This window comes from Catenuloplanes indicus (genome assembly GCF_030813715.1).
GTDB classification, from domain to species: domain Bacteria; phylum Actinomycetota; class Actinomycetes; order Mycobacteriales; family Micromonosporaceae; genus Catenuloplanes; species Catenuloplanes indicus.
Genome location: NZ_JAUSUZ010000001.1, coordinates 5,219,739 through 5,238,293 on the forward strand (window position 1 = coordinate 5,219,739; position 18,555 = coordinate 5,238,293).

The following is an 18,555-nucleotide window of genomic DNA, read 5'->3' on the forward strand; positions in this document are numbered from 1 at the left end:
AAGTTGTCGTACCCGTCGGTGAGGATGTTGGGTGATACATCGCGGGCGGTGTGACCAGGTCATCCGCCCGTCGGACACGCGGCCGTTCCGATCGGGGAACGCGCCGGGACACGGGAGGCGGGCAAGGATGAGATACACACGTCTGGCCGTGAGCGCGCTGGGCGCACTCGCGGCGGCAACGATCCTGAGTGCGTGCGGTGAGGCCGGCTCGTCCGGCACCGAGGCACCGGCCAGCGCGGCTGCGGGCGCCGGCTGCGCGGGCGTGGCGGGCACCTCGCTGGTCGTGCTGACCGACGACAAGGCCCTGCAGAACACGGACAACGTGCTGCCCGCGATCAACAAGAAGGCGGCCACGCCGGAGCTGATCGCGGCGCTGGACAAGGTGTCCGAGTCGCTGGACACCACGAAGCTGATCGCGCTGAACAAGGCGGTCGACGTGGACCGCAAGACGCCCAAGGCGGCGGCGGACGAGTTCGCCGCGACCGCGGGCCTGACCACCGGCATCGCGAAGGGCCCGGGCGGCGACATCAAGATCGGTGCGGCGAACTTCACCGAGAACCAGACGCTCGCGGAGCTCTACAACATCGCGCTCACCGCGGCTGGCTACAAGGTCACGGTGCAGCAGATCGGCAACCGCGAGCTGTACGAGCCGGCGCTGGAGAAGGGCGAGATCCAGGTCGTCCCGGAGTACGCGGCGACGCTGGCCGACTTCCTGAACGGCAAGGTCAACGGCAAGGACGCGGCGCCGGTCTCCTCGCCGGACCTGACCGCGACCACCACCGCGCTCGCGGCGCTGGGCGACAAGGTCGGCCTGGCGTTCGGCAAGCCGTCCGCCGCGCAGGACCAGAACGCGTTCGCGGTCACCAAGGAATTCGCCGAGAAGTACCAGCTGACCACGCTCAGTGACCTGGCCGCGAAGTGCTCGGGCGCGGCGACCGTGCTCGGCGGCCCGGCGGAGTGCCCGCAGCGACCGAAGTGCCAGGCCGGGCTGGTCACCACGTACGGCTTCCAGGCCGGTCAGTTCAGCTCGCTGGACGCGGGCGGCGCCCAGACGAAGAACGCGCTGAAGACCGGCACCATCTCGGTCGGCCTGGTCTTCTCCTCCGACGGCGAACTCGCCACAAGTTGATCTATTAGGGAAAAATTCGGTCCGGCGTCATCCGCCCTGCTCGGGGACGGGATGGCGCCGGATCGTGCTATCCGAGCCCGTTTCGCTATCCGGCAACTCTGGGTAGGCTTCACGACCATGCCAGCCCCTGATCCGGTGGAGGAGCGGGCGAATCCACGCCTGGCGCAAGGCCTGCTCTGGGCCGGTGTCGGGCTCGCACCCCTCGCGGCGTTGCTCCTGCTCCTCGGCGGCAGCACCGGCTTGCTCCGGTTCGCCGTCTTCGTCGTGCTCGTGTCGATCGCGCTGATCGGCACCTCAGTCGCTCTCCGTGGTGGCTCGGGTGCGTCGCGCGTCGATCTCGAAGAGGTGATGGTCGAGGAGATGGTGCGGCTCCGCGCCGAGGTGCGCAGCGAGATCGCCAACGCCACCCGGGTCGGTCAGGCCGCGTCCAACCAGCGGCTGCAGGCGCTCGGTGCCGCGCTCGACAACCTCCAGGCCCAGCTCGCCGCGGTGCAGAGCGCGGCCGAGCCGGCCCAGCCCGCGATCGCCGCACCGGCCGGCCGGGCCGCTATCGGCGCGTCCGCCGCGGTGCCGGCGCCGCCCGCGGCGGAACCGTCCACGGGCCGGGCCACGGCGTCCGTGTCGGTGTCCGCGTCCGCCGGTTACGCGCGCGCGGCCGTGACGCCCACGCCACCGGCCGAGCAGGACGACTACCGCGGCCGGGACTACGACCGGGACGCCGGCTACGAGCGTGACTCCGGTTACGACCAGGACGGCGGCGACGGCCGGGACGCCGGCTACGGGCAGGCCGGCGGATACGCGGCGGCCGAGGAGGGCACGTACGGCGGCGACCAGGGTGGCTACACGCCGCGCCGGGCCCAGCCGGAGGACGGCGGCTATGCCGGGCGCCGCTCCGCCCCGGTCGAGCCGGACGAGATCTACGGCCGCGACTCCTACCGCACCTCCTACGGCGACGACCGCGCGTCCCACGGCGACGACCGCGCGTCCCGCGGGGACGACCGCGCGTCCCGCGGGGACGACCGCGCGTCCCGCGGGGACGACCGCGCGTCCCGCGGCGACGACCGCGCGTCCCGTGGGGACGACCGCGCGTCCCGTGGGGACGACCGCGCGTCCCGTGGGGACGACCGCGGTGATCGGGGCGACCGGGCCCGCCGCGCCGGCGACGACTACGACTCCGCGGACCGCTCGGGTTACGACCGTTCCGGGTATGACCGCGACGGCTACGACCGTGACGGCTATGACCGTGACGGTTACGGTCGTGACGGTTACGGTCGTGACGGTTACGGACGGAACCGCCAGGACGAGGATCGGTACGACCGGGCCGGCCGCTACGACGCCAGCGACGATCGCCGCGACCGGCGACCGGACCGTGCCGGGGAGGAGCCGGGTCGTGGCCGGGCCGGCGTGGGCCGGTCCCGGGGCCAGATCTCCGGCGGTCTCGTCCGGCACACCGAGACCGTGCACGTCACCACGCGCTCGACGATCGTGGACCCGCGCGGCGACAGCGGTTCGCTCTACGGCACCGGCGAGTTCAACGGCCCGCGTGGCGGCTACGGCGACGACTACGGCCGGGACAGCCTGGATCGCGGCCGCCGGGCCCGCAACTTCGACCCGGGTGCCCGCGACTTCGACCCCGGCTACCGCGACTTCCGCGGCGGCGGCTACGGCACCGACGACGACAAGGGCTACGGCGGCGACGACCGCGGCGACTACGACGACCGCAACGGCCGCGGCGACGACCGGAGCGGCTACGGCGACGAGCGCAACGGCTACGGCGACGACCGTGGTCGCGGCGACAACCGCCGTGGCTACGCGAGCGAGCGCGAGGAGAGCACCGACGACGTGCTCGGCCGCCGCGCCGCCCGCCCCGGCCAGCCGAGCTGGGGCGAGCAGCAGGTCAACCCGTACGACCGGCCCGCGCTCGAAGCGACCTCCGCCGAGCCGAGCTGGTCGCAGATCCGTGAGGCCGGTGACCGCTACGCCGCGGTCCGCCAGGACGACCGTGGCCAGGAGTTGCGCGTCGGCGAGCGCAGGGCCAGCGTGCACACCGACGAGTCCGGCAGCGAGCTGCGGGTGGAGGACCGCTGGGAGTCGGTCCGTCGCGAGGACCGCCCGAACCCGTACGACCGGGACCGCCGTGGCCCGCAGACCGGTCAGATGCGCCGGGTGACCGACCAGGGCCCACAGACCGGTCAGATGCGCCGGGCGATCGACTCCGGTCCGTCGACCGGTCAGATGCGGCGGATCGGTGGCGAGGACCCACAGCCGTGGCGGACGCAGCAGCGCGGCGGCCGGCGCGAGGAGCCGTGGCGGGTCGGCCCGGACGACGGCCTGCCCGGCGCCGACGAGCCATTGCGCGGCCGCTACGACGACAGTTGGCGTGCCGAGCGCGGCGCCGCCCGGGACGATCGCGGCGGCGCTCAAGACTACCGCGCCGAGGATTACCGCCCGCACGATCGTGGCCGGCAACAGCAGCGCTTCGACTCCGCCAGCCTGTACGGCGAGGCCAGCCAGTTCACCGGCGACCAGCGCGCGATCTCCGCCATCGAATGGGCCCCCGAGGACTACCGCTGAGTTTCGGCCGGGACCCGGACGGCGGGCAGAGGCTGCAAAAGCGGCAGCGGCTGCGCTGAGCTTTCGGCCGGGACCCGGACGGCGGGCAGAGGCTGCAAAGGCGGCAGCGGCTGCGCTGAGCTTTCGGCCGGGACCCGGACGGCGGGCAGAGGCTGCAAAGGCGGCAGCGGCTGCGCTGAGCTTTCGGCCAGGACCCGGACGACGGGCAGACGCTGCAAAGGCGGCAGCGGCTGCCCGTCTTTCACTTGTCGATGTCTCCCACCACGAAGAACATCGAGCCGAGAATCGCGATCAGGTCCGGGACCAGGCAGCCCGGCAGCAGCGTGGACAGGGCCTGCACGTTCGCGTACGACGCGGTGCGCAGCTTGAGCCGCCACGGCGTCTTCTCGCCGCGCGACACCAGGTAGTACCCGTTGATCCCGAGCGGATTCTCGGTCCACGCGTACGTGTGCCCCTCCGGCGCCTTCACCACCTTCGGCAGCCGCACGTTGACCGGCCCGGTGATCCGGTCGACCCGGTCCAGGCAGGCCTGCGCCAGGTCGAGCGACACGTACACCTGGTCCAGCAGCACCTCGAACCGCGCGTGGCAGTCACCGGTCGTGCGCGTCACCACCGGCACGTCGAGCTCGCCGTAGGCCAGGTAGGGCTCGTCCCGGCGCAGGTCCAGGTCGAGCCCGGACGCGCGTGCGACCGGGCCGGACGCGCCGAACCCGGCTGCCTCCTCGGCCGTCAGCACGCCCACGCCCACGGTCCGGGCCAGGAAGATCTCGTTGCGCCGGACAAGGTGGTCCAGGTCCGGCATGCGCCGCCGGACCGCGTCGATCGCGGCGCGGGCCCGGCCGGTCCAGCCGTACGGGACTTCCTCCTTCAGCCCGCCGACCCGGTTGAACATGAAGTGCATGCGGCCGCCGGAGACCTCCTCCATCACGGCCTGCAACGTCTCCCGCTCGCGGAACGCGTAGAACATCGGCGTGATCGCGCCGATCTCCAGTGGGTAGGAGCCGAGGAACATCAGGTGGTTGAGCACCCGGTTCAGCTCGGCCAGCGCGGTGCGCAGCCAGACCGCGCGCTCCGGCACCTCCAGGCCCATCAGCCGTTCGACCGCGAGCACCACGCCCAGCTCGTTGGAGAACGCGGACAGCCAGTCGTGCCGGTTCGCCAGCACGATGATCTGCCGGTAGTCACGCACCTCGAACAGCTTCTCCGCGCCCCGGTGCATGTAGCCGACGATCGGCTCGCACTCGACGACCCGCTCCCCGTCCAGCCGCAGCCGCAGCCGGAGCACGCCGTGCGTGGACGGATGCTGCGGCCCGATGTTGAGCACCATGTCCGCGGTGTCCAGCCCGGCCTGCGTCCCGACCGTCACTTCCCGGAGGGTCATGACTCCACAATGCCATCTCCGGGACTGAATGGGTGCGCCACGCCGATCGCCTGCACCAGCCACCAGTGCCCACCCAGCCCGGCCGGGTCCAGCAGCTCACCCACCTCCGAGGCGCGCGCCAGCGCGCGCACGTACCCGGCCGGATCGGCCGAGGCCAGGCTGAGCGGTGGTCGCCTTCCGCCGGCCCCGAGCGCTTTCAGCGCATCCCGTTGCACCATCAGCCGGTACGGATACCCGCCGGGCGACCGTCCAGCGAGAGCCGCGGCGCCGGCGTCGGCCACGGAGTCCATCGCGACGTGTGCGGTGATGTCGGTCGTGCCGTCCGCCCGCGGCGGCACCTGCCGCCCGTCCCGGTACCCGGTGAGCGTGCCGTCGAGCGGCCGCCCGTCGCGCAGGTGTCCATAGTCGACCGCGAGCGCGACCCCGCGTTCGACCCGCGCGAGCGCCGTGGCCCAGGCGTTGTCGCGGGCGACCCCCACCTCCGCCCGCGCGCCCGGCGGCAGCGGCGGGTACCAGCGCGCCAGCCACGCCGCGTCCCCGGCGGACACCGGTCCGCCGAGCGTGTCGTCGGTCAGCACGTAGCGGAGACCGTCCGGGCCGGCCTCGGCCACGTCCACCGGGACGTTGTCCAGCCACTCGGTCGCGAGCAGCATGCCGACGATCCGGTCCGGGACCCGGTCGGTCCAGCCGACGCCGGGCGGCAGCTCGGCCGGCCGCCCGGCCAGTTCCACCGCGAGCGGCCGCAGCCGGCCGCCGAAATCGGCCCGGTACGACCGGACGACCTCCAGCAGCAGCTCACCGTGCCCGGCACCGACGTCGACCAGCTGGAACGGGTCCGGGTGGCCGAGCGCCGCGTCCACCCGCGCCAGCAGCGGGCGCAGCAGGCCGGCGAACACCGCGGTGGCGTGCGCGCTGGTCCGGAAGTGCCGGCCGGGCCCGGCCGCGCCCGGCCGGGTGAAGAAGCCGTCCGGCCCGTAGAGCGCGGTCTCCATCGCGGTCCGCCATCGAAGGCTGTTCACGCCGAGTTCAGGATGAGTCATCGTGGACACCCTACGGTCGCGTCACATGCGATCTCCTTCTCCGAGGCTCCTCGGCGCGGCTCTCGCCGTACCCACGCTGCTCCTGACGACGCCGGCGGCACCGGCGGCCGCCGACGGGCCGCAGCGCATCGAGAAACTGCGCGCGACGGCGGAGACGCCGGCGCTGTACGACGACGAGGCGGGCGGCGACGCCGACGCGGACGACCCGGCCATCTGGGTCCACCCCACCGATCGCGCGCGGTCCCGCGTGATCGCTACCGCCAAGAACGGCGGATTGCGCGTCTACGACCTGGGCGGACGTGAGCTGCAGTCGATCGCCACGCCGCCGGCGCCGGGACCGGACGACGAGGCCGGCCGATTCAACAACGTGGACATCGTCGAGGGTTTCCGGCTCGGTGGCCGGACCGTCGACCTCGCCGCGGTCAGCGACCGGGGCCGTGACCAGCTGCGCTTCTACGTGATCGACGCGCGCACCGGCCTGCTCACGGACGTGACCGCGGACGACGTGCCGTTCGCGTTCAACGCCACCCAGGCCGAGGTGAACGAGCAGCGCACCGCCTACGGTCTGGACGCGGTCGGCAACGAATATCTGCTGGTCAGCCGACGTAGCACGCCCGAGGTGGGCACGTTCCGGATCGTCGCCGACCGCGGCCGGGTCACCTACCGCCCGGTCGGCCGCCTGACGCTGCCGGCCGAGTTCACGCTGCCGAACGGCGCGCGCTGGGCGCCGTGCACCGACCCGGGCGACGGGCCGCAGGTCGAGGGCGTGGTGGTGGACGCCGCGAACGGTGCCGCCTACCTCGCGCAGGAGGACGTGGCGCTCTGGCGGGTGCCGATCCGGGACGGCCGCTTCACCGGCCGGCCGGTCACGGTGGAGAAGGTGCGCGAGTTCGGCATCCCGGCCGCGTACGACGAGGCGACCGAGGAGTGCGTCGTGGACTACCTCGCCGACCCCGGTTTCGGCGGCCGGATCGCGGCGGACGTGGAGGGCCTGACGATCGCCCGGAGCACGCTCGTGGTCTCCAGCCAGGGCGACGACACGTTCTACACGTACGACCGGCGTTCCAACCGGCCGACCGGGCACTTCGCCGTGGTCGACGGGCCGCGCACGGACGGTTCGCAGGAGTGTGACGGCGCGGCCGTGACCGCGACGCCGCTGCCCGGATTCCCCGGCGGGCTGCTGGTGGTGCACGACGGCCAGGACACACCGGCCGACGGTGACCGGCCGAGCACGAACTTCAAGTTCCTCGATGCGGGATTCCTGCGCTGATCCAGGTCCGCGGCTCTCCGGGCGGGTGCCCGGAGAGCGGCGGTGAGCGTTTTCACACACTCTTGTAAGAGCTCTGAAACACTGGCGCATACTGGCCCCGACCGGTACCTACCCTTCGAGGACTGGATCGCTGACATGGCCGCATCGACGCGCCGCACCGCCACCGCGCGCACCTCGAACGCCACCCTCACCGTCGGCGTGATCGGCGCCGGCCGGGTCGGCGCCACGCTCGGCGCCGCGCTGACCGCGGCCGGGCACCGGGTGATCGCCGCCTCCGGCACCTCCGACGCCACCGCCGAGCGGATCGACCGGCTGCTGCCGGACACCGCCCATCTGCCACCCACCCAGGTCGCCCGGGCGGCCACCGACCTGCTGCTGGTCTCGGTGCCGGACGACGCGCTCGCGGCCGTGGTGCGCGGGCTCGCCGACGACGGCGCGCTGCGGCCCGGCCAGGTGGTCGCGCACACGTCCGGCGCGCACGGGCTGACGCCGCTGGACCCGGCCGTCGCGCGCGGCGCCCGGCCGCTGGCGCTGCACCCGGCGATGACGTTCACCGGCCGGCCGGAGGACATCGCCCGGCTGCACGGCATCTCGTACGGCGTGACCGCGCGCGCTGATGTCCGACCGTTCGCGGCCCGGCTGGTCGAGCAGCTCGGCGGCGCGGTCGAGTGGATCCGCGACTCCGACCGCGCGCTCTACCACGCCGCGCTCGCGCACGGCGCGAACCACCTGGTCACGCTGGTCAACGACGCGCTGGACCGGCTGCGCGACGCCGGTGTGCTGCATCCGGAGCGGGTGCTGGCCCCGCTGCTGCGCGCCTCGCTGGAAAACGCGCTGGTGTTCGGCGACGCGGCGCTGACCGGCCCGGTCTCCCGCGGCGACGCCGGCACGGTGGCCCGCCACCTGGCCGAGCTGACCGAGGTCGCGCCCGACTCCGTGGCCACCTACCGGGTGCTGGCCCGGCGCACCGCCGACCGCGCGATCTCCGCCGGCCGGCTCCGCCCCGTTGACGCCGAGCCGCTGCTCGACGTCCTCGCCGACGCCCGGGAGGGCACCCCGCATGACGACCTCTAGCCTGGTCAACACGGTCGCCGACCTGGACGCGGCCCGGGTGAAGATGACCGGCCGCGTCGCCGTGGTGATGACCATGGGCGCGCTGCACGACGGCCACGAGTCGCTGATGCGCGCGGCCCGGGAGCGAGCCGACCACCTGATCGTCACGATCTTCGTGAACCCGCTGCAGTTCGGGCCGAACGAGGATCTGGACCGCTACCCGCGCACGCTCGAGTCCGACCTGGAGGTCTGCGCGCGCGCCGGTGCCGACCTGGTCTTCGCACCGTCCGCGCGGGAGATGTACCCGGACGGCCCGCCGCAGGTCCGGCTCAACCCGGGCCCGCTCGGCGAGGAACTGGAGGGCGCCAGCCGGCCCGGCTTCTTCCACGGCGTGCTGACCGTGGTGCTGAAGCTGCTCCAGCTCACCCGCCCGGACCTCACGTTCTTCGGCGAGAAGGACTATCAGCAGCTCACGCTCGTGACCAGGATGACGCGCGACCTGAACGTACCGGTCGAGGTGGTCGGCGTGCCGACCGTGCGCGAGCCGGACGGGCTGGCGCTGTCCAGCCGTAACCGGTACCTCTCCGTGCCGGAGCGGACCGCCGCGCTCGCGCTCTCCGCCGGGCTGCGCGCGGGTGCCGACACCGCGGCGGGCGGTGGCTCCGCGGATCAGGCGCTCGCCGCCGCGCACGCCCGGATCGAGGCGGAGCCGGGCGTGGACCTGGACTATCTGGTGCTGCTCGCGCCCGATCTCGGCCCGGCACCGGCGCACGGCCCGGCCCGGCTGCTCGTCGCCGCGCGCGTCGGCACCACGAGGCTTATCGACAACATTCCGATAGAACTGCCGTGAGCTGCTAGAACATGCCGCCGTACGGTACTCGATCGGTGCCTGCGGCATGCCGGGTCGCGTCGCGGCGGTTACGTTAGGTCTCGCAGATTCGGCTATAGGGGAGGTCTCTCGGATGCGACGCTCGGTGGCGGCGCTGGCGCTCGGCGCCCTGATGATGGCGGGGCTGGCCGGCTGCGGCATGCCCGAGGGGGTCGACGGCGAGCTCACCGACGACTGGGCCGGGCTTCCGGAGCCGAAGTCGTTCGTGCCGGCCGCGGGCGTCTGCTACTCGACGGACTTCGCGCCGATCGCGTTGCGCGCGCTGTCCACACCGGTGGACTGCGCGACGGAGCACCGGGTCGAGACCACGTTCGTCGGCACGTTCACCGGCGCGCCGGCCGAGGCCGGTAAACCACCGGCCCGTGACTCGGACCCGGCCCGTGCCGCGTTCGCCGAGTGCGACAAGCAGTCGGCCACGTACCTCGGCGCGGACTGGCGGCTCGGCCGGCTCTCGCTCGGCCTCGCGCTGCCGTCCGACAAGGCGTGGACCGGCGGCGCCCGGTGGTACCGCTGTGACGTGACCGAGAAGACGAACGTCGAGGAGAACGGCACCACCGTGGCCCGCAAGGGCACGGTCAAGGACGGTCTCAAGGCGGTGGACGCGCCGCTGCGGCTCGGCTGCTACACGCTGGACGTGCAGAGCACGCTGGAGATCACCAAGATGGCCGCGACCGACTGCACCAAGGAGCACAACGGCGAGTTCGTCGGCGTCTGGCAGGCCCCGGCGAACCAGAAGTACCCGCAGGTCACCGACGTGGCGGCGTGGCAGGCGTTCTACAACAACTGCCGCCAGAAGATCGCGGAGTACGTGAAGGTGCCGAAGGACGACGACCTTGCGGCGCGCAGCGGTGTCGCGCCGGTGCTGGCGAACGAGGCCGACTGGAAGACCGGTGACCGCGGCGCCCGCTGCTACGTCTGGCTCCAGGACATCAAAATCAACAAGTCGCTGCGTGCGGCCGGCCCGAACGCGCTGCCGATCACGGACTGAGACCCGCGCGGGTACGCGATTAGCCCCACTTTTCGCCGGCCGCGCTCCCCAAAGGGCAGGTAGGTCGAGTTGACTGGAGGGATGCGTCCACTCGATCTTCCGGCCCTGCCGACGCGTCTCGCCGCCCCGGCGCCGGGCTGGACCGAGACCACCGACGTCATCGTCGTGGGCTCCGGTATCGCCGGGCTTACCGCCGCGTTGCATCTTCGCGAAGGCGGCCTGCACGTCACCGTGGTCACCAAGGTCAACATCGACGACGGGTCGACCCGGTGGGCGCAGGGCGGGATCGCCGCGGTGCTGGACCCGCTAGACACGCCGACCGCGCACGCGTACGACACCGAGGTGGCCGGCGTCGGCCTGTGCGACGCCGACGCGGTCCGGGTGCTCGTCGAGGAGGGCCCGGCCCGGGTCCGCGAGCTGATCCGCACCGGCGCCGAGTTCGACCGCAACGCGGACGGCTCGCTGATGCTGACCCGGGAGGGCGGCCACCGGGCGAACCGGATCGTGCACGCGGGCGGCGACGCCACCGGCGCGGAGGTGCAGCGCGCGCTGCACGCCGCGGTCGGCCGCGACCCGTGGATCCGGATGGTCGAGCACGCGCTGGTCCTCGACCTGCTCACCGACGAGACCGGCCGGGCCTGCGGCATCACGCTGCACGTGCTCGGCGAGGGCACGGAGGACGGCGTCGGCGCGATCCTCAGCCGCGCCGTGGTGCTGGCCACCGGCGGCATGGGCCAGATCTACGCGTCCACCACGAACCCGTCCGTCTCCACCGGCGACGGCGTGGCGCTCGCGCTGCGGGCCGGTGCCGCGGTCACGGACGTCGAGTTCGTCCAGTTCCACCCCACGTCGTTCGTCTCCGGCGGGGTCTCCTCGGTGCAGCGCCCGCTGATCAGCGAGGCGCTGCGCGGCGAGGGCGCGCACCTGGTGGACGGCGACGGCAAGCGGTTCATGGTCGGCCAGCACGAGCTGGCCGAGTTGGCGCCGCGCGACGTGGTGGCCAAGGGCATCCACCGGGTGCTGCTCGCCGAGGGCTCCGACCACGTCTACCTGGACGCCCGGCACCTCGGCAAGGAGTTCCTGGAGCACCGCTTCCCGACCATCCTGGCGTCCTGCCGCGCGGCCGGGGTGGACCCGGTCACCGACCTGATCCCGGTCGCGCCGGCCGCGCACTACGCCTCCGGTGGCGTCCGCACCGACCTGCACGGCCGCACCAGCATTCCCGGCCTGTACGCGTGCGGCGAGGTGGCCTGCACCGGTGTGCACGGCGCGAACCGGCTGGCCAGCAACTCGCTGCTGGAGGGCCTGGTCTTCTCCCGCCGGATCGCCGACGACATCCGCCGGGACCTGCCGCCGCAGGCCGAGCCGGTGCTGCACGACGCCAGCGCGCAGTGGGTGGTCGACGAGGCCGCGCGCCCGGATCTCCAGCGCGCGATGAGCCGGGGCGCGGGTGTGCTGCGCTCGGCCGGTTCACTACGCGGCACGGCCGCCGCGCTCACCGCCACGGCCGGCCGCCGGGGCACGCCGCGCACCGCGAGCTGGGAGGCGACCAACCTGCTGACCGTGGCGACCGCGCTGGCCGGCGCGGCGTACGCCCGGCAGGAGACCCGCGGTTGCCACTGGCGGGAGGATTTCGGCACGGCGGAGGACGAGTGGCGCGGCCACCTGGTCACCGCGCTGGCCGAGGACGGAACAGCCACCCACACCTGGGAGCCCATCGCATGACCACCCTGTCGGAGAAGACGCAGCAGGCGCTGGATGAGGCCGCGCTGCCGGTCGCGGAGATCGAGCGGATCGTCCGGACCGCGCTGGAGGAAGACCTCGGGCCGGAGCACCGCGACGTGACCAGCGAGTCCACCATCCCGGCCGAGCAGACCGACACGGCCGACCTGGTCGCGCGCGCGGACGGCGTGGTGGCGGGCCTCGCGGTCGCCGCCGCGGTCTTCGAGCTCTCCTCCGGCCGTACCGTAGAGGTGGTGTTGACCTCCCGGGACGGCACGCGGGTGCGGCGGGGCGACGTGCTGGCCACCGTGACCGGGCCGACCCGGGCGCTGCTGACCGCGGAGCGGACCGCGCTGAACCTGCTGTGCCGGGCGTCCGGCGTGGCCACGCACACCCGTGCCTGGGCGGACGAGCTGGCCGGGACGAAGGCGACCGTGCTGGACACGCGCAAGACCACGCCGGGCCTACGGGCGCTGGAGAAGTACGCGGTGCGGGCCGGCGGCGGCACGAACAAGCGGATGGGCCTGTACGACGTCGCGATGATCAAGGACAACCACAAACTGGCTGCCGGTGGGCTGACGGAGGCCTACCGGCGGGTGCGGGAGACATTCCCGGACGTGCCGGTGCAGGTGGAGGTGACCACGGTCGCGGAGGCGGTCGAGTCGGTGGAGGCCGGCGCGGACTTCCTGCTCTGCGACAACATGAGCCCGGAGCTGCTGCGCGAGGTGGTGGCCGCGGTCGGCGACCGGGCCGAGCTGGAGGCGACCGGCGGCCTGACGCTGGCCGTGGCGGCCGAGTACGGCGCGACCGGCGTGGACTACCTCTCGGTCGGCGGCCTGACCCACTCCTCGCCGATCCTGGACATCGCCATGGACCTGCGGCCACGCTAGATCGCCTGGTCGATAGGCTGCCACCGTGCTGCTCTGCATCGACATCGGGAACACGAACACCGTCCTGGCCACGTTCGACGGTGACCAGCTCCGGCACTCCTGGCGGGTGAAGACCGACGCCCGGTCCACCGCGGACGAGCTCGGGCTGATGTTCCGCGGGCTACTGGCCGGCGACGCCGTGGAGATCACCGGGGTGGCGGCCTGCTCGACCGTGCCGGCCGCCCTCCGGAACCTCCGCACGATGCTGGCCAAGTACTACGCGTCGGTCCCGAACGTGATCGTGGAGCCCGGCGTGCGGACCGGGGTGCAGCTCGCGATCGACAACCCCAAGGAGGTCGGGTCGGACCGCGTGGTCAACACGCTGGCCGCGCACAGCCTCTACGGCGGCCCGTCCATCGTGGTGGACTTCGGCACCACCACGAACTTCGACGTGATCAGCGCGCGCGGCGAGTTCCTCGGCGGTGCGTTCGCGCCCGGCATCGAGATCTCCTTCGACGCGCTCGCGGCCCGCGCCGCGCAGCTGCGCAAGGTGGAGGCGACCAAGCCGCGCTCGGTGATCGGGAAGAACACCGTGGAGTGCCTGCAGTCCGGCCTCTACTTCGGCTTCGCCGGTCAGGTGGACCGCATCGTGGAGCGGATGACCGAGGAGATCGGCGAGGTCAAGGCCGTGATCGCAACCGGTGGCCTGGCATCGCTGGTGGTCGGCGAGTGCCGGACGATCACCCACCATGAACCCATGATCACGTTGATCGGCCTTCGCATGGTGTACGAGCGCAACGTCTAATTCGAATTTCGGGTGCGCGTGCCCGGCGGGTCGAGTTGATATTCGGCCGGTGCCATTCCGTGACGGACAGCAATCCACCGGACACGCAACCACCGCGAATCGGTGGCGGCCTTTATCCTTGCCCTGCTCGCCGAGTATGGTTCGGGGTGGGGTGTCCCTATCCGCCGCCCGCCGGTGTGCTGGCCGGGCTGCTGAGCGGACTCGCGGTGGTACCGGTGCGGCCACTTGAGTCGCCGAGTCCGAAATGCTCCGTTAGTGGCGGCCTGCTGTGACACCGCGTGACTACGGACACAACATCCACCTCGCAGTTCGCCAGGTAGCACTTGAGCGGTTCGCGGATTTCCGGTCACGATCCGGCGTCGTATCGAGGTGGAATGCCTTCCAAGCGCCCGGCGGGGAATGTCGCTTCGGTTCCCCGCACCCGCTTGACCAGGGAATCTCTTCGACAACGGCATTGTGGAAAGCTGCCCGTCCGGCACGCCACAAGACCCTTGCCCATCCTATTGACGGGCGACGCATCTTTTGAGTTATTGTTCAGGTATTGCGGGAGAAACTTGCTCGGAAGGATAACGGCCCGTGGCCAAGCAGATCATTCACAAGCTGGTCGACGACATCGACGGCGGCGACGCGGACGAGACGGTCAAGTTCGCCCTCGACGGTGTGCAGTACGAGATCGACCTCTCGAAGAAGAACGCCGAGAAATTGCGGTCCCTTTTCGAGCCCTACCTCGGTGCCGGAACTAAGGTCGGCCGGGGCGGTGTCGTTGTCGGCGGTCGCGCCGCGCGGGGCCGTGGCGGCGCGGCGGCGGACCGGGAGCAGAACAAGGCGATCCGCGAGTGGGCGAAGCGAGAAGGCAAGGAGATCTCCGACCGCGGGCGCATCCCGCAGGAGATCGTCGACGAGTTTCACGCGAAGGGCCCCGGGCGCTGATCACCCCGTAATCCCCTCGTTCTGCGGTCAGAGGCCCGCGACGCACGGCGCGTCGCGGGCCTCTGTGCGTATTTCCGCAGCTCAAAGAGTTATCCACAGCCCCCTGTTGATAACCACAGGGCCTGTGGATAACGTGGCAAACCTGTGGACAACGCGGTTCGGCCGCGGTGCGGCGTCCCCGGTTCAGCTCTGCGCGTAGCGGCCCCGGCCAGGGAACAGCGGTTCTCCGTGGCAGGTTGGTAAATACGTCGCTGACAGCCGGTACTCGGACAACTTCGAGGAGCGGCGAAGTCGGTCGGCGGCGATAGAGTGATGGCATGGACATCCTCCGTGGATGTCCAGGCGAGGTTTACAGGCAGAGACGTGGTTTCGCGGGCAGAGGCGCTGCCACGTTTGCTCGACTCACAAGATCGAGTGCGCACGGCACGTGAGGAGCACGAGGGATATGTTCGAGCGGTTCACCGACCGAGCGCGTCGGGTTGTCGTCCTGGCTCAGGAAGAAGCCCGGATGCTCAACCACAACTACATCGGCACCGAGCACATCCTGTTGGGCCTCATCCACGAGGGTGAGGGCGTCGCCGCCAAGGCCCTGGAGAGCCTGGGCATCTCGCTCGAAGGCGTGCGCCAGCAGGTTGAAGAGATCATCGGCCAGGGTCAGCAGGCCCCCAGCGGTCACATCCCCTTCACGCCCCGGGCCAAGAAGGTCCTGGAGCTGTCGCTGCGCGAGGCACTGCAACTCGGCCACAACTACATCGGTACGGAGCACATCCTGCTCGGCCTGATCCGTGAGGGTGAGGGCGTGGCCGCGCAGGTGCTGGTCAAGCTGGGCGCCGACCTCAACCGGGTCCGCCAGCAGGTGATTCAGCTGCTCTCCGGATATCAGGACAAGGGCACCACCGGCGCCGCCGCCGCGGCCGGTGGCGAGGCCGCGCCGTCCACCAGCCTGGTGCTGGACCAGTTCGGCCGGAACCTCACCCAGGCCGCCCGCGAGGGCAAGCTCGACCCGGTCATCGGGCGCGACAAGGAGATCGAGCGGGTCATGCAGGTGCTGTCCCGCCGCACCAAGAACAACCCGGTGCTCATCGGCGAGCCCGGCGTCGGCAAGACCGCCGTGGTCGAGGGCCTGTCCCAGAAGATCATCAAGGGCGAGGTCCCGGAGACGCTGAAGGACAAGCAGCTCTACACGCTGGACCTCGGCGCGCTGGTGGCGGGTTCGCGGTACCGCGGTGACTTCGAGGAGCGCCTGAAGAAGGTGCTCAAGGAGATCCGCACCCGCGGCGACATCATCCTGTTCATCGACGAGATCCACACGCTGGTCGGTGCCGGTGCGGCCGAGGGCGCGATCGACGCCGCCAGCATCCTGAAGCCGATGCTGGCCCGCGGCGAGCTGCAGACAATCGGCGCCACCACGCTGGACGAGTACCGCAAGCACCTGGAGAAGGACGCGGCACTGGAGCGCCGGTTCCAGCCGATCCAGGTCGGCGAGCCGTCGCTGGCGCACACCATCGAGATCCTCAAGGGCCTCCGCGACCGGTACGAGGCACACCACCGCGTCTCGATCACGGACGCCGCGCTGGTCGCGGCCGCCACGCTGGCGGACCGCTACATCTCCGACCGCTACCTGCCGGACAAGGCGATCGACCTGATCGACGAGGCCGGCGCGCGGATGCGCATCCGCCGGATGACCGCGCCGCCGGACCTGCGCGAGTTCGACGAGCGGATCGCCGAGGTCCGCCGCGGCAAGGAGTCCGCGATCGACGCGCAGGACTTCGAGCGCGCCGCGCAGCTCCGCGACAAGGAGAAGCAGCTGCTCTCGCAGAAGGCACAGCGGGAGAAGCAGTGGAAGGCCGGCGACCTCGACGTGGTCAGCGAGGTCGACGACGAGCAGATCGCCGAGGTGCTGGGCAACTGGACCGGCATCCCGGTCTACAAGCTCACCGAGGAGGAGACCTCGCGCCTGCTGCGCATGGAGGACGAGCTGCACAAGCGCGTCGTCGGCCAGTCGGACGCGGTCAAGGCGGTCTCCAAGGCGATCCGGCGTACCCGTGCGGGCCTGAAGGACCCGAAGCGCCCGTCCGGCTCGTTCATCTTCGCCGGCCCCTCGGGCGTCGGTAAGACCGAGCTGTCCAAGGCGCTGGCGGAGTTCCTGTTCGGTTCCGAGGACGCGCTGATCCAGCTGGACATGTCGGAGTTCCACGACCGGTACACGGTGTCCCGCCTGGTGGGTGCGCCTCCCGGTTACGTGGGCTACGACGAGGGTGGCCAGCTCACGGAGAAGGTGCGGCGCAAGCCGTTCAGTGTGGTTCTTTTCGACGAGATCGAGAAGGCGCACCCGGATGTGTTCAACACGCTGCTGCAGATCCTGGAGGACGGCCGCCTGACCGATGGTCAGGGCCGGATCGTGGACTTCAAGAACACGGTCATCATCCTGACGACGAACCTGGGTACGCGTGACGTGGCGAAGGCCGTGTCGCTGGGCTTCCAGGCGTCGGAGGACCAGGAGTCGAACTACGAGCGGATGAAGCAGAAGGTCAACGACGAGCTGAAGCAGCACTTCCGCCCGGAGTTCCTGAACCGCATCGACGACACCATCGTCTTCCACCAGCTCCAGCAGACCGAGATCCTGTCCATCGTGGACATCTTCGTGTCGCGGATCGAGGGCCAGCTGAAGAACAAGGACATGGCGCTGGAGCTGACCGACAACGCGAAGAAGTACCTGGCGAAGAAGGGCTTCGACCCGGTGCTGGGTGCCCGGCCGCTGCGCCGGACGATCCAGCGTGACGTCGAGGACAACCTGTCCGAGCGCATCCTCTTCAACGAGCTGCGCCCCGGCCACATCGTGGTCGTCGACTGCGAGGGCGACCCGGACAACATCGACCAGTCCAAGCTCGTGTTCCGGGCCTCGGACCGGCCGGTGGAGGTGCCGGAGACGGTCCCGGCCGACCTGGGTGCGGCCACCGAGGAGTAAGCCGATCGTGAAAGGGCCCCCGGCCAGGGGCCCTTTTCATGGCAGCACGTAGTGCTCCGGCAGGTCCGGCGCGGGCTGCGCCAGGCCGTCGGACACCAACCCGGCCAGGGCCCGGGTTCGCTGCACCTCGTCCGGCCAGACCAGGTCGATCCGGTGCCGGGACACCGGCACGTCCGACTGCCGCAGCACCGCCATGATCAGGCCACGGACGTGCCGGTCCGTGCCCGCGTACTTCTGCGGGCGTCGCGTCGGCCCCTCCGGCATCGGCCGGCCGGTCGCCTTCCACGCGCACGTGGTCACCACCGGGCAGTCCGCGCAGCGCGGCGACCGGGCCGTGCAGATCAGCGCGCCGATCTCCATGAACGCGGCGCTGGCCCGCGCCGCCCGGGCCGGCTCGTCCGGCAGCAGCGCCTCGCAGGCCACCAGGTCCGCCGGAGTGGTCGCCGGGCCCGCGTCCGGCTCGCCCGCCACCGCGCGGGAGACGAACCGGCGCACGTTCGTGTCCACCACCGGGTGCCGCTGCCCGTACGCGAACGCGGCCACCGCCCGGGACGTGTAGACGCCGATCCCGGGCAGCGCCAGCAACTGCTCCAGGTCGTCCGGGACCTCGCCGCCGTGCCGCTCCACGATCGCGGTCGCACACGCGTGCAACCGCAGCGCGCGGCGCGGGTAGCCCAGCCGGTCCCACATCCGGATCGCCTCACCCGGTGGGTCCGCGGCCAGCGCGGCCGGTGTCGGCCACCGCGCCATCCAGTTACGCCAGGCCGGCAGCACCCGGACCACCGGCGTCTGCTGCAGCATCACCTCGCTGACCAGGATCGACCAGGGTGAGGCGCCCGGTTCCCGCCACGGCAGGTCCCGCGCGTGCAGGTCGAACCAGTCGATTGCGGTCTCAGCAATAGTCATCGCGCGACCATCCTGCCCGACGCGTCCGGTG

Annotated in this window: 14 protein-coding genes; 11 read left to right on the top strand and 3 right to left on the bottom strand. The window is 71.6% G+C overall.

Annotation, left to right across the window (positions count from 1 at the left end):
* Positions 1-127 precede the first annotated feature (127 nt).
* Positions 128-1,129: a glycine betaine ABC transporter substrate-binding protein gene (locus J2S42_RS23585; protein WP_307242463.1), complete on the top strand. Its 1,002-nt coding sequence runs from the start codon at positions 128-130 to the stop codon at positions 1,127-1,129.
* A 117-nt stretch (positions 1,130-1,246) separates the two neighbouring features.
* Positions 1,247-3,703 carry a hypothetical protein gene (locus J2S42_RS23590; protein WP_307242464.1) on the top strand — a complete coding sequence of 819 codons (2,457 nt, stop codon included), beginning with the start codon at positions 1,247-1,249 and terminating at the stop codon, positions 3,701-3,703.
* 241 nt (positions 3,704-3,944) lie between these two features.
* On the opposite strand, the gene J2S42_RS23595 is transcribed toward J2S42_RS23590, so the two are convergent.
* Together J2S42_RS23595 and J2S42_RS23600 are read right to left on the bottom strand one after the other, a co-directional pair.
* Positions 3,945-5,084 carry an NADH-quinone oxidoreductase subunit D gene (locus J2S42_RS23595; protein ID WP_307242466.1) on the bottom strand — a complete coding sequence of 380 codons (1,140 nt, stop codon included), beginning with the start codon at positions 5,082-5,084 and terminating at the stop codon, positions 3,945-3,947.
* Positions 5,081-6,124 (bottom strand): SAM-dependent methyltransferase, encoded by a 1,044-nt coding sequence (locus J2S42_RS23600; RefSeq protein ID WP_307242468.1) that lies wholly within the window; start codon positions 6,122-6,124, stop codon positions 5,081-5,083. The genes J2S42_RS23595 and J2S42_RS23600 overlap by 4 nt, the downstream gene beginning before the upstream one ends.
* A 25-nt stretch (positions 6,125-6,149) precedes the next feature.
* Between J2S42_RS23600 and J2S42_RS23605 the strand changes: the two genes are divergently transcribed.
* The 9 genes from J2S42_RS23605 (at position 6,150) to J2S42_RS23645 (ending at position 17,618) form a co-directional block, all read left to right on the top strand.
* Complete coding sequence (locus tag J2S42_RS23605) at positions 6,150-7,394, top strand: phytase (protein ID WP_307242470.1); 1,245 nt, start codon at positions 6,150-6,152, stop codon at positions 7,392-7,394.
* 135 nt (positions 7,395-7,529) lie between these two features.
* A complete protein-coding gene (locus tag J2S42_RS23610; RefSeq protein ID WP_307242472.1) occupies positions 7,530-8,468 on the top strand; it encodes a Rossmann-like and DUF2520 domain-containing protein in 939 nt (312 codons plus the stop codon).
* Positions 8,455-9,297 (top strand): pantoate--beta-alanine ligase, encoded by an 843-nt coding sequence (panC, locus tag J2S42_RS23615; RefSeq protein WP_307242474.1) that lies wholly within the window; start codon positions 8,455-8,457, stop codon positions 9,295-9,297. The genes J2S42_RS23610 and panC overlap by 14 nt, the downstream gene beginning before the upstream one ends.
* Before the next feature lie 112 nt (positions 9,298-9,409).
* A complete protein-coding gene (locus J2S42_RS23620; protein ID WP_307242476.1) occupies positions 9,410-10,324 on the top strand; it encodes a septum formation family protein in 915 nt (304 codons plus the stop codon).
* Positions 10,325-10,405: 81 nt separating this feature from the next.
* Positions 10,406-12,049 carry an L-aspartate oxidase gene (locus tag J2S42_RS23625; protein WP_307242478.1) on the top strand — a complete coding sequence of 548 codons (1,644 nt, stop codon included), beginning with the start codon at positions 10,406-10,408 and terminating at the stop codon, positions 12,047-12,049.
* A 5-nt stretch (positions 12,050-12,054) separates the two neighbouring features.
* On the top strand, positions 12,055-12,936 hold the full coding sequence (nadC, locus tag J2S42_RS23630) for a carboxylating nicotinate-nucleotide diphosphorylase (protein WP_307248971.1): 882 nt from the start codon (positions 12,055-12,057) through the stop codon (positions 12,934-12,936).
* Between the two features lie 25 nt (positions 12,937-12,961).
* Entirely contained in the window at positions 12,962-13,720 is a 759-nt protein-coding gene (locus J2S42_RS23635; protein WP_307242480.1) for a type III pantothenate kinase, read from the top strand.
* Positions 13,721-14,296: 576 nt separating this feature from the next.
* Positions 14,297-14,650, top strand: coding sequence for a histone-like nucleoid-structuring protein Lsr2 (locus J2S42_RS23640; RefSeq protein ID WP_307242481.1), 354 nt, complete (start codon positions 14,297-14,299; stop codon positions 14,648-14,650).
* Between the two features lie 445 nt (positions 14,651-15,095).
* Positions 15,096-17,618 (top strand): ATP-dependent Clp protease ATP-binding subunit, encoded by a 2,523-nt coding sequence (locus tag J2S42_RS23645; RefSeq protein ID WP_307242483.1) that lies wholly within the window; start codon positions 15,096-15,098, stop codon positions 17,616-17,618.
* 36 nt (positions 17,619-17,654) lie between these two features.
* Here the strand turns inward: J2S42_RS23645 and J2S42_RS23650 are convergent, their stop codons facing one another.
* Complete coding sequence (locus tag J2S42_RS23650) at positions 17,655-18,524, bottom strand: HhH-GPD family protein (protein WP_307242485.1); 870 nt, start codon at positions 18,522-18,524, stop codon at positions 17,655-17,657.
* Between the last annotated feature and the right edge of the window lie 31 nt (positions 18,525-18,555).